Origin of the sequence: Niallia sp. MER 6 (assembly GCF_023714395.1) — a bacterium.
GTDB lineage: Bacteria > Bacillota > Bacilli > Bacillales > Cytobacillaceae > Niallia.
This window is the reverse complement of the sequence record NZ_JAMAUK010000001.1, coordinates 267,306-279,439: the sequence shown is the minus strand read 5'-3', so window position 1 is coordinate 279,439 and position 12,134 is coordinate 267,306. Positions and strand designations below refer to the sequence as shown.

At 36.8% G+C, this 12,134-nt stretch carries 12 protein-coding genes; 8 read left to right on the top strand and 4 right to left on the bottom strand.

The features are described 5' to 3' along the window. Positions 1 to 52 precede the first annotated feature (52 nt). Positions 53 to 211: a hypothetical protein gene (locus M3600_RS01395; protein ID WP_233314654.1), complete on the top strand. Its 159-nt coding sequence runs from the start codon at positions 53 to 55 to the stop codon at positions 209 to 211. Between the two features lie 2 nt (positions 212 to 213). Next, positions 214 to 354, top strand: coding sequence for a hypothetical protein (locus M3600_RS01390; protein ID WP_233314653.1), 141 nt, complete (start codon positions 214 to 216; stop codon positions 352 to 354). 33 nt (positions 355 to 387) lie between these two features. On the opposite strand, the gene M3600_RS01385 is transcribed toward M3600_RS01390, so the two are convergent. After that, positions 388 to 1,413: an acyltransferase family protein gene (locus tag M3600_RS01385; RefSeq protein WP_251644623.1), complete on the bottom strand. Its 1,026-nt coding sequence runs from the start codon at positions 1,411 to 1,413 to the stop codon at positions 388 to 390. 359 nt (positions 1,414 to 1,772) lie between these two features. Between M3600_RS01385 and M3600_RS01380 the strand changes: the two genes are divergently transcribed. Together M3600_RS01380 and M3600_RS01375 are read left to right on the top strand one after the other, a co-directional pair. After that, on the top strand, positions 1,773 to 3,644 hold the full coding sequence (locus tag M3600_RS01380) for a PAS domain-containing protein (protein WP_233314651.1): 1,872 nt from the start codon (positions 1,773 to 1,775) through the stop codon (positions 3,642 to 3,644). Positions 3,645 to 3,748: 104 nt separating this feature from the next. Further along, positions 3,749 to 4,330, top strand: a complete 582-nt coding sequence (locus tag M3600_RS01375) for a DUF2087 domain-containing protein (RefSeq protein ID WP_233314650.1) — start codon at positions 3,749 to 3,751, stop codon at positions 4,328 to 4,330. A 28-nt stretch (positions 4,331 to 4,358) separates the two neighbouring features. On the opposite strand, the gene M3600_RS01370 is transcribed toward M3600_RS01375, so the two are convergent. Next, positions 4,359 to 5,147, bottom strand: coding sequence for a carbon-nitrogen family hydrolase (locus M3600_RS01370; protein WP_251644691.1), 789 nt, complete (start codon positions 5,145 to 5,147; stop codon positions 4,359 to 4,361). Between the two features lie 186 nt (positions 5,148 to 5,333). Between M3600_RS01370 and M3600_RS01365 the strand changes: the two genes are divergently transcribed. Both M3600_RS01365 and M3600_RS01360 read left to right on the top strand, forming a co-directional pair. Further along, positions 5,334 to 6,506 carry a pyridoxal phosphate-dependent aminotransferase gene (locus M3600_RS01365; protein ID WP_237941137.1) on the top strand — a complete coding sequence of 391 codons (1,173 nt, stop codon included), beginning with the start codon at positions 5,334 to 5,336 and terminating at the stop codon, positions 6,504 to 6,506. Positions 6,507 to 6,881: 375 nt separating this feature from the next. After that, the gene (locus M3600_RS01360; protein ID WP_251644622.1) at positions 6,882 to 7,142 is read left to right on the top strand and encodes a Spo0E family sporulation regulatory protein-aspartic acid phosphatase; all 261 of its coding nucleotides are present in this window, start codon (positions 6,882 to 6,884) and stop codon (positions 7,140 to 7,142) included. A gap of 446 nt (positions 7,143 to 7,588) precedes the next feature. Here M3600_RS01360 and M3600_RS01355 read toward each other — a convergent pair whose 3' ends face one another. After that, positions 7,589 to 9,076: a PAS domain-containing sensor histidine kinase gene (locus M3600_RS01355; RefSeq protein WP_251644621.1), complete on the bottom strand. Its 1,488-nt coding sequence runs from the start codon at positions 9,074 to 9,076 to the stop codon at positions 7,589 to 7,591. Between the two features lie 252 nt (positions 9,077 to 9,328). Between M3600_RS01355 and M3600_RS01350 the strand changes: the two genes are divergently transcribed. Both M3600_RS01350 and M3600_RS01345 read left to right on the top strand, forming a co-directional pair. Continuing rightward, on the top strand, positions 9,329 to 9,772 hold the full coding sequence (locus M3600_RS01350) for a MarR family winged helix-turn-helix transcriptional regulator (RefSeq protein WP_233314645.1): 444 nt from the start codon (positions 9,329 to 9,331) through the stop codon (positions 9,770 to 9,772). A 201-nt stretch (positions 9,773 to 9,973) separates the two neighbouring features. Continuing rightward, positions 9,974 to 11,671 carry a M3 family oligoendopeptidase gene (locus M3600_RS01345; protein ID WP_237941140.1) on the top strand — a complete coding sequence of 566 codons (1,698 nt, stop codon included), beginning with the start codon at positions 9,974 to 9,976 and terminating at the stop codon, positions 11,669 to 11,671. Positions 11,672 to 11,714: 43 nt separating this feature from the next. Here the strand turns inward: M3600_RS01345 and M3600_RS01340 are convergent, their stop codons facing one another. After that, positions 11,715 to 11,942 (bottom strand): YuzF family protein, encoded by a 228-nt coding sequence (locus M3600_RS01340; RefSeq protein ID WP_251644620.1) that lies wholly within the window; start codon positions 11,940 to 11,942, stop codon positions 11,715 to 11,717. Between the last annotated feature and the right edge of the window lie 192 nt (positions 11,943 to 12,134).

The following is a 12,134-nucleotide window of genomic DNA, read 5'->3' as shown; positions in this document are numbered from 1 at the left end:
CCTGTAATTTGCAAAAAATAGGTTTGTACCATCCATTAAAGGAGACGATCATATGGCGAAAAGAAAGGCAGAATTCAATGCTGTTGAAAAATACAGCAAAACTCCTAAAAAGAACATCCAGGAAACAGAGTTCTCCGCTGAATTCATTCGCGGCGAGGACCCGATGAAGAATGCTAATCGAAACTCCAAGCATGGAAGAGAGGGGAGATAATAATGGCAAAAAAAGCGAATAAAAATAAAAAAGAACAAGCTAATGTAGAATTTGGCCAGGAGTTTGGCGATCTTAATGCAAGCAAACTTTATGATACAGGGGCTTTGACTAAAGACAAAGTAAAAAGCGGCAAAAGAAAATAACGGTATTGTCATAAGCTAAAAAGAGAAGCCTCTTTAAAAGAGCTTCTCTTTATAGCTTGTTTTTGTAGACCATTTTTGCATTTTAGTTGTCCTGAATTCTATAAATGGCTGTGCTAGTGATGCTACCAAGTTGGTTGACAGTACTAATGTTAGCAGAAAAGCCATTAGCACGATGAGAAAATAAGATTTCGGTGTAGTGAACGCTTCCTGCAAATCAGTTGACCGAAAAATCCGGATAAAGAAACCGTGTAATAAATAAACATAAAGCGTGTTTTTACCAAATCGAGTAAAGAAATATTGCTTCTGCGGCACACAGGCAAAAAAGCAGAAAATCATTAAAAAGCTCAATAAGTAGAAACCAAGTCTGACTAATATTGCTTCAAACGAAGAAGAAGCTAACACATCATATGGCTTCGATCCTAATAGCCATTGGTGATTTATATCTGGGAAATTATAAAATACAGCAAAACAACTCACGAAAATAAGAATGGCTCCTATTTTGAAAGGCTTTGCTCTGACCCACTCAAAATGTTTTTTGTTCATATAATAGCCTAATAAAAACAAGGGAAAGAATACAAATGTTCTTGTAAGGCTCAAGTAGCTGGAAGTCCAATCAACAAATCCGATTGCAAGGCCGAAAAACATTGCTATTGACAAGCCATAAATTGGCTTCAGCTTGGAAAAGCCCAGCAATAGCATATTCCAGAAAAATAAGCTGATTAAAAACCAAAGTGACCAATGCGGACTTAATGGATCAACCGTTAAGCTTGATTTTCCGTAAAGATAAAAATAAAAGATACTGTATATAACCTGAAAGATAATATATGGTAATATCAGCTTCTTTACATACTTTTGTACATAACCTTCCCCGTAAATCCCTTTCGCAAAAAATCCGGAAACTAAAATAAATGCCGGCATATGGAAAGTGTAAATGACTTTATACAAACTATAAATACTATTGCTGTCACTATTAAAAGATTGAATAAAATGACCGAATACAACGAAAAAAATCAACAGAAACTTTGCATTATCAAAGTAATAATCTCGGGTTTGCTTCATATTGTTCTCCCTTCTTTGCAAGCTAACCTTTTAGCAGCAATGCCATTTCCAAATATAGTCAATCGGAAAACGTTTCAGGCAGATGATTGGCTGTTTAGCCACTATTATTTATAGCACATATAAACAATAGCTAAACTGTTTTTTGCAAGTTGTTAACTAAATATCTACTTATTAATAAAAGTGAAATATTTTTGTAAATAAACTTTTTTAATTGAAAATTTAAGGTTAATACAAGCATCTGAAATTTTCCTTAACTTGGTTGACTAACTTTATGATTAATTTATTTTGTAACTGTAAAGGATTTTCTCGAATTTTGTAGAATAAATAATGCACCAAGTTTTACGAGAGGCGGGAAATCCTTGTCTGGTGAAATCTATACAAAAGAAATGCAGCATATCCAGCAGCTGAAAAAGAAAATCAGCTTTTTGGAACAAGAGAATAAGCGGCTGAAGGATGAAAAGAATTGCAGAGAAATGGTCGAGGAGCTGAAAACAGCGGCCTTTGAGAATTCCAGTGAAGGAATGGTCATACTGGACGAAAAGGGAGTAATCCTGGAAGTAAATTATGCAATAAAAGATATATTTCACATCCACAAAAAAGATATGGTTGGGCGTAACCTTACTCACTATCTTCCGCAAGAGTACAGAGATGATTTGAGGAACTGGATCAGCTTACAGTCTTTCGAAAAAGACGCAAAAACAGCTGTTCTGTCAATGGCAAATCCCGCGAGAGACTCCTTTTCTGAAATCCATATATCCAGAATAACTAAGTATCCATATTTTTTAGCTGTTTTAAAAGATGTCACGTATTTGCGCAATTTAGAAAGAAGGCAACGAAAGGATGCTGCTTTATTTCACGATTTCTTTACAGAAGCACTAGATGGAATCGTTCTATGGAAGGAAAACGGCGAGATTGTCTCAGCAAATAAGGCAGCTTTGGCTATCTTTGAAAGCAGTCTGGAAGAAATGAAACGGAAAAAAATCAGTGATTATGTCTATAAAAAGGACGACAGCTATATTCATATTATTAAAAGCTTATGCAGCAAAAACTCCCATCGGGATGAGCTGATGTTTTTGATGCCGAATGGGCAAAAAAAGCTGCTAGAGTTCACAACAAAGCTTCATTCTGTTGAAGGTCTTCATATGAGTATTTTTCGCAATATTACAGAACGCTATAATATGGAACTGGAGCTGCTTGACAGCAAAAGCATGTTTGAAACAATTTTTGAGGAAGTATTTGATGGTGTTATTCTATGGGACAGGGATTATAACATAAGTGATATTAATAAAGCCGCATTGCGAATGCTTCAAAAGGATAAAGAAAGTTTGCTTGGCTTAAACCTGATTGATTATTTGCCAGAAGGGAAATCAATTGGAGAAGAGATTAAGCCAAAACTTCTTTCATTAAGAGAGGAAGGGCAGAACAGAGGTATCTATACTGCCTCCTTTAACGGAGATGATTGGACACAGCTGGAATTTCGGAACAAGTATAATATATATTCTGGCTTTAGCATAACCGCTCTAAGAGATATAACAGAGAACGCGATACTCGAGGAGCAGATAAGAAAGTCCTCCACCCTTCATGTTATCGGGGAGCTTGCAGCTGGAATTGCCCATGAAATCAGGAATCCAATGACTGCATTAAAAGGATTCATACAATTACTGGAAAGCAGCAATGACAGTGAAAAGCATCCGATGTATTTCACTGTTATTAAATCAGAGCTCAGCAGGATTGAGACGATCATCAATGAATTCCTGCTGCTGTCAAAACCGCAAAACGTTAAGTTTGTTAAAGCGGATTTGCAGCAGATTATGAATGAGACACTAGACCTTCTCAATGCACAAGCGGTCTTATATAATGTTCAATTTACAAGAAATTATACAAATTCCCTTACAGAAATGTTTTGTGAACCAAACCAATTAAAAAAAGTCTTTATTAATATTGTCAAAAATGCGATTGAGGTGCTTGAAGTAGGAGGAGAGATCAAGACAAGCATAAAGTCCACTCCGGAATATTTTCATATCACAATTGAAGACAATGGCAATGGGATGAGTAAAGAGAAACTAGCAAAGCTCGGAGAACCATTTTATACAACGAAGGAAAAGGGCACAGGCTTAGGCTTGATGGTTTCCTTCAAAATTATTAAAGAGCATGCTGGGAAAATTGAAGTAGAGTCGGAAGAGGGGGAAGGTACGAAATTTCATATTTATCTTCCGCGCAAAAAGCAATGAAGCTCAAATCAACATAATTTTACGTAATAAAAAGACTTCTTGACAGCACAGAAGTCTTTTTATTATTATCTAATTAGATGATTATCTAATTTAGGAGTGGTTATATGCAGTTAGACAGGCTGGTCGCTTTCCACAAAACAATCGGTGATCCAACAAGAATCAGAATTATTGCTTTACTAGCAGCAAAGCCGTGGAATGGTACTGCTCTTGCAGGCAAATTAGGATTGACAGCACCTACTATCACACACCATTTAAAGAAACTGCGAGAAATAAATGTAGTGTATGAACGAAGAGAAAAAAACACGATTTATTTTTATTTAAATAAATCAGTCATTTCCCAACAGGCAGAAGCGCTTGTTAAATTGTCTCTATTGGAGAAAGGAGAGCAGTCGTTGGATATGAATAGGAATAATGAAGAAGCAGCTAAGATTATCGAGAATTTTATCGGTTCAGACGGAAGGCTCAAGAATATCCCTGCACAAAGAAAGAAGAAATTAATCATCTTTCGCCATATCATAAAGGGGCTTAAAGAAGGCATAAAATACGAAGAGAAAGAATTAAATGAATATATCAAAAGGTTTTTTGATGATTATGCGACGATTCGCAGAGAATTTATCATTAACCATTTCATGTATAGGGAAAATAATATTTATGAATTGAACCCGGAGGAAATGTGGGCAAAATGATAGGGATAGAATCATCTATCCCTATTTCTTATCCATAATATTCTGGTCTTCTATCAGAGAAAATTGGAATCATGTTTCGTACCTCGGATACTTTAGCTAGGTCGATGGTCCGTGCTAGGATTTCACTGTTTTCTCCTGCTTCTCCGACAATTTCTCCCCATGGGTCAATTATCATACTATGGCCTGCGAACACATTTGCAGGATCAGAACCGCTTCTATTGCATGCGACCACATAGCACTGATTTTCAATAGCTCTGGCAATTAAGAGTGCTCTCCAATGAGCAAGCCTTGCAAGCGGCCATTCTGCTGATACAAACAGCACATTAGCTCCTTTGGAAGTGTGTGTACGGACCCACTCCGGAAATCTAATGTCATAGCAAATCAGACCTGCTGCCGTTTCTCCATTCAGCTGAAAGAGCCCAGTTGCTGTTCCGCTTTGTAAATAAAGATGTTCATCCATGAGTTTAAATAAATGGAGCTTGTCGTAAGTATGTATTAACTCTCCTTCTTTATTAATGACAAGAAGTGTATTAAAAATCCCATCCTCCTTTTTATTGGCAACAGAACCTCCGATAATGTGAACTTGATAGCTCCTAGCGAGATGTTGCAAAAAGCTGATTGCCTTCTCTGCATGTTTATCTGCAATAGTGTCAAGCTGTGGCAAATCATAGCCTGTCGTCCACAATTCTGGCAGAATGACAATATCTGTCTGCTTTCCTGCACAGGCTTCTTTAATCCATTTTTCAGCAGCAAGAAAATTCTGCTTTGGATCACCAAAAACAATATCCATTTGAATGATGCTTATGTTCCATTCCAGAAAAATCACCCTCTATTCATCTTGAATTTTATCGCTTATAATGAAAAACAACATTTACGTTTACTTCCCTTGCTTCTTTTATAACATAAATAATTTGAATATTATATATTTTCTAGGTGAAGTGCATCAAGAAAAAAGACGACTGTATTAAAATACGTGTATTAATTTAGAAAGAAGGTAGAAGGAATGAAGGAATATCGTCAATCAGCCTTGTTAGACAGACTCCCAGTTCAATTTTTTGCATCTCTTGTAGAAAAGGTAGCGTCGTACACCGAAAAGGGCTGTGATGTAATTAATTTAGGTCAAGGCAATCCTGACCAACCAACACCTGAGTATATTGTTAAAAGCCTGCAGAATGCTGCAGAAAAGCCAATCAACCATAAATATTCCCCTTTTAGAGGCTATCCTGCCTTAAAAAAAGCGGTTGCTGAATTTTACAAGCGAGAATACGCCGTAGATTTAGACCCGGAAACAGAGGTGGCTGTTTTGTTCGGAGGAAAAGCTGGTTTAGTGGAAATACCTCAATGTCTTCTTAATCCAGGTGATACGGTGCTGCTGCCAGACCCTGGCTATCCTGATTATTTGTCAGGTGTGGCACTTGCACAAGGTGAGATGGTAATGCTGCCTCTTGAAGAGAAGAATCAATTTCTTCCAGATTATAGTAAGCTTTCTAATTCTGTGCTGGAGAAAGCAAAATTGCTGTTCTTAAATTATCCCAATAATCCGACTGGGGCTACGGCGACGAGTGAATTCTTCCAAGAAACAGTATCTCTAAGCCTTGAACATGATATTTGTGTAGTTCATGATTTTGCTTATGGAGCAATTGGATTTGACGGAAAAAAACCAATCAGTTTTCTCTCCGCCCCGAAAGCGAAGGATGCCGGCATTGAAATCTACACCTTATCGAAAACATTTAATATGGCAGGATGGAGAGTAGGCTTTGCAGTAGGAAACAAAAGTATAATCTCTGCACTAAACCTTTACCAAGACCATCTGTATGTCAGTTTGTTCGGAGCAGTACAAGAAGCAGCTATCACAGCTCTGACCAGTTCCCTTGAGGAAGTAGACAAGCTAAACAGCATGTATCAACGAAGAAGGGATGTCTTCATCAATGGATTAAAAAGTATCGGCTGGAAGGTGGAGGCGCCGAGCGGCTCGTTTTTTGCATGGCTGAAGGTACCTGACGGCTATACTTCTGAGCAGTTTGCAGACTATTTATTAGAGAAGGCTCATATTGCTGTAGCGCCAGGAACAGGATTTGGAGAATATGGAGAAGGATATGTCAGAGCAGGCTTGCTCACATCAGAAGAACGGCTTTTAGAGGCTGTAGAACGGCTCAGAAAGCTGGCTAATGAATAACTTGCAAAAACCCGTCGTAAAGTAAAGCAGGCGGGTTTTTCCTTTTCTGAAAGAAAACGTCGAAAATAAAGGCTAAATAATGTAAAATTTTGTATGGTGATTTAGCGATAAAAAGCACTTAAACAATAATATTTTTCAAAAATAAAATGAAAGCGCTTCATGTTTTTGGGGGGTTATGGAGGTTTTTGAAGGTTTATTTGTCGAAAATCCAGTTATTTTTTGACTATTCTAATTCCAAATACCTATTTTAAAGAAAAAAATGTCTAATATTGCGATTCTATTTACTTTTATTTATTTTCTTGTAATAATTCATCAAGTAAACGTGAATTTGTCTTTACAAATAATTAATATAAATACGATTAGGAGGAAAAGAAAGTGCAACCGAGGAAACAAGAATTACTGCTTGCTATCCAAAAGAAGAGAGAGGTGATGATTGAGGAAGCGCAACGTTCAGGGTATACGAGTGAGGAAACAGTCGAATACAGTCAGGAACTCGATGAGCTGATTTTTCAGTATCAATTGCATGTGCGGCTGCAAAAGACAAAGATGAATTTTGTGAAAAAATCCTATAAATCAATGATCGTATGGCCAAAGCATCTCGTCTACCAGCACAAAAAGATTTCAGAGATACTATGAAACATTTACAACATTGCCTTCCATTTAAAAAAGAATACGTTAATGGCTGAAAGTCAATATCCTTTCTTCTCGCCTCCTTGGGACAATCTGTTATATTCCAAATATAAAAGACAACGAGAGTTTCTTGTAACAAATCAGGTAAAGTCATTTCGATTTTGCGCCATGCATTATTTTATCTGGAAAAGTAACGATGTTTTTGTACATAAGGAAAGTTTTCTTTTATTAAGAAAAACAGCATGAAGGATGATGACAAAACAAAACCTTCGATTAATGCTGAAGGGTTATGGACAGTTTACGCATTTAAGATTAGCATCTATCACTATATCCCTTCTAAGAGTTTTTAATAAAGTATGAAAGCAAGAGCCATCGTCGCCTCGCCTCATTAAGAAATGTAGAAAGCCCTTATATAGATAAGGACTTTTTGCTAAAGGCTCTGATATGTTTTGTTATGAATTTAACGGCAGGATAATATCCACTTTCGTACCTTTGTTTTCCACACTTGAAAGATATATCTCCCCATTGAATGATTGAATAATTCTTCTGCATACGACAAGACCTAAGCCTGTTCCAGATGACTTGGATGTATAAAACGGTTCAAACAGCTTTTTCAGTTCTGTTTCAGGAATACCTACACCAGTGTCATATACCGTAATGCTGACACGATTATTCAATTCTTTTAATTTAATTGTCAGTGTACCGCCGTTTTCCATTGCTTCTAATGCGTTTTTCGTAATGTTTAGAATGACCTGTTTCATTTGATCAGCATTGCAATATACAAACAGCTTTTTTTTGGCAATTTCAAAATGACATTCTACGTTATAAAGATTTGCCTCTGAGAGGATCAGGGGCTTTAATTCTGTAACAATGTTTTCAATGTTTAAAAGCTGTTTTTTAAGTTCTGTCGGTTTGCCCAAAATCAGAAACTGGCTGACTATTTCATTAATTCTATTAATCTCTTTTTGAATAATCGAGAAGTAGAATTGATCTTCCGCATCCTTATGCTTTTCACTTAACAGCTGTACGAGGCCCTTGATGCCAGTTAAAGGATTTCTAATTTCATGTGCAGAACTAGCGGCCATATTGCCGACCAGTTCGAGCTTATGCAGTTCATTTTCTTTATTTTCTTGGTCTGCTTTCTTTTTGTGATGATAAAGAATGATGACAAAATACAGTAAATGAAAACATATAAAGAAGATGAGCAGTAAAGGCCAGTTCTTTGTTATGATTTTTTCGGTTTTAATTTCTTTTTGCTCTACAATTATCTTCCAAGGTAAGCTGTTCATAGGCAAGGCAATTGTGGAGCTGCTTAGAGATATTGGTTTATTCATACTTAATATAGTTTCTTTTTCTTCGCTAATAACGGCAATATTGCTTTTGGGTGTGAGCATTTCCATCACATTCGATAAATAATCGACCCTTAAATAAGCAATAATTAAGTTCACCACATGCTGCTGATCATCTAAAACTGGCTTGGCAAGACCGATTACTTTTTGTCCATCGACAAGGTAATCTGTTTTGTTTGAGACGGTTGCAATTTTTGCTTTAATGGCTTCTTTTACATAATCTTCTTGAGGGATAGCCATTTCTTCAATTTTCCTGTCTGTTCCAGCAATTCTATTGCCAGCAGGATCGAGTATGTAAATTCCTCCATACATTTGCTCCTGTAACAGGAGCTTTTTCAGGAAGATATTTTGTTTAGCTTTATCCCAATTACCTGAAGAGGATTCCAGCATGATGCTGACAGTATTCAATGAGTTAATCGTTTTATTAATAAAATTATCCCATTGCCTTTGATGAACAGAAGCAATTCTGTATGCATTTCTCTCATGCTTTGCGACTTCTTCCTTTTCTTTTGTAAACAATAATATCCCTGCTGCCAGAAGAAACGGGAAGATGGCAACAGTTATATATATTAATAATTTTTTAACAATCATACACATCTTCTCCATTAAAAATAACCAATTTATGTTTTAAGTAGATTTGTTTCTAAACTTATAATATACCATAAATTCCAAAAGAAGTAAGCAACTAGATGCCTATCTTTCGATTAAACAAATTGTCTGTAAACAATCCTGTTGATTCATTCGGAAAAAAAGGGTATGGTAAGAAGAGAAATTGACAAATACAAGGAAAAAAAGTATAATTAATTTGAATTCGAGATATTTTTATATAAAGGAAGAATAAATATGGGCAATGAAGAAACAAATCAATCATTAAAATTATTTATTGTGCTGTCAAGAGCATATCGAGCAATTAACGAAAACGTCAATAAACTTATTCACACATATGGATTGAATCCAACAGAATTTGCTGTTTTAGAACTGCTGTATCATAAAGGTGATCAGCCTTTGCAGCAAATTGGCGGAAAAATTTTATTGGCAAGCGGAAGTATCACGTATGTTGTGGATAAACTTGAGGAAAAAGGCTATTTGAAAAGGGTTGCCTGTCCTACTGATAGAAGGGTGACATTTGCATCCATTACCGACAGCGGAAAAGAAATGATCGAAACAATCTTTCCAAGCCATGAACAAAGAATTCATGATCTAATGTCTGAGCTTTCCACTGAAGAAAAGGAAACCGTCATACAGCTTGTAAAAAGATTAGGTCTTTCTGCCAGCGGAAAAAAATAACCAATTTGTTTAAAGAGGGGAGATACCCCTCTTTTTTTTATACTAATAATATATTAGTATAAACAAGTTTTACTAAGAATGCAGGAATATAGAGGCTCGCTGTATAATAAGAATAGATGGATAAGAAATTAGATTTATTTCCGTTATACAACTATAATTATGAAAGCTTTGTGAAAAATAAAATAGCTTGGAGGAACATACGTGAAATTTTCAGCATTTACATACGAAAGACCAGATGTAACTAGCATAAAAAAAGAGATGGGCGCATTATTAGAAACCTTTAAAACTGCTGAAAATCTCGAACAGCAGATTGCAGTAATTGAAAAAATCAATAAGATCCGCAACAATGTTTCCACACAGTTTAATATTTGCTATATACGCCATTCGGTTGATACTGCTGATGAATTCTATCAACAGGAGCAGGATTATATTGACGAAATCTCTCCTGAAATAGAAGGGTTAGAAACGAAGTATTACGAGGCACTTGTGCAATCGAAATTCAAGGATGAGCTTGAAGCGAAATGGGGCAAACAATTATTCGCTTTAGCAGACGCTCAGCTGAAAGTCTTCTCCGAAGAAGTAATGTCTTTGCTGCAGCAGGAAAATAAGCTGTCAACAGAATATACAAAGCTTATGGCTTCTGCAAAGATTCATTTTGAGGGTGAAGAAAGAACATTGGCACAAATGGAGCCTTTTACTGAATCGAAAGACCGTGCTGTCCGGAAGGATGCAAATGAGAAGAAGTTTGCCTTTTTAGCGGAAAATGAAGCACAGCTTGACCGGATTTATGATGATATGGTTAAGGTCCGCACCGAAATCGCAAAGAAATTAGGATACAATAATTTTGTTGAGCTTGCTTACTACCGTATGTATCGCACAGATTATGATGCAGAGATGGTTGCTAAATTCAGAGAGCAGGTAAAGGAGCATATTGTTCCCCTTGCATCTAAGTTAAAAGAAAGACAGAAGAGCCGAATTGGCGTAGAAGAACTAAAATTTTATGATGAGCCGTTCAATTTCTTATCAGGTAATGCAGCGCCTAAAGGTGATTCAGAATGGATCCTTGAAAATGGCCAAAAGATGTACAATGAATTGTCAAAAGAAACAGGCGAGTTTTTTAAACTGTTAAATGAAAATGAACTGATGGATTTAGTCGCTAAAAAAGGAAAAGCCGGCGGAGGGTACTGCACTTTTATTGAGGATTATAAGGCGCCGTTTATCTTTTCTAACTTCAATGGAACTTCCGGTGATATCGATGTATTGACACATGAAGCAGGACACGCATTCCAGGTGTATTCAAGCGGTGCTAATTTTGATATCCCAGAATACTACTGGCCGACATATGAAGCGGCAGAAATACATTCAATGAGCATGGAGTTTTTTACATGGCCGTGGATGGACCTGTTCTTCCAGGAAGATGCAGATAAATATAAATTTTCCCATTTAAGCTCCTCCTTGCTTTTCCTTCCATACGGAGTGTCTGTTGATGAGTTTCAACATTGGGTTTATGAAAATCCGGAAGCAACACCGAAGGAAAGAAAGCAGGCCTGGAGAGAAATTGAACAAAAATACTTGCCGCATAAAGATTATGATGGAAATGACTATCTAGAAGGGGGCGGCTTCTGGCAAAGACAATCCCATATTTACACATCTCCGTTCTATTATATTGATTATACGCTTGCCCAGATTTGTGCCTTCCAATTCTGGAAGCGATCAAGAGAGAATCAGGAGGAAGCTTGGGCTGATTATGTGAAACTATGCCAGCTGGGGGGAAGCCTGCCTTTCACAGAACTGGTGAAGGAAGCAAACCTGATATCTCCATTTGAAGATGGCTGTGTGGAATCAGTAATTGGAGAAATTGATGCATGGCTTCAATCTGTTGATGACAGCAAGCTTTAAAGAGGAAAAGAAGACCACATCATTATGATGTAGTCTTCTTTTTTTAAAGACGTTTTAGAAATAATCTATGGCTTTCCGACAAAACGATGTGCGGATAGCGAATATGATAATGAGCATCGCCGGCAGTTAATGGAATATGGTCAATCGCGACCCCGCTCCATACTTCATCTAATGCTCCCATTGTTATAATAACGCGCAGGTTTTTGTCTAATAGGTGATCAAGAAACACAGGCTCTGCTGAGACAGTATAAGCAGGGGATAATTGCTTCATTATATCGGGAAATTGTTTAGAAATGTATAATGGAAAGGGGCAGTTTCGTTTGCTGTTGCCATTGCTGGAATGGCTGCATTAATGAATCAACTCCTTTATTACTAATAAAGTATGTTAAGCATTCATAAAGGTGCTAAAGTCAGAGAATGAAATATAGGAAAAAAAACCGGCAAGGAATACTCCTTGCCGGTT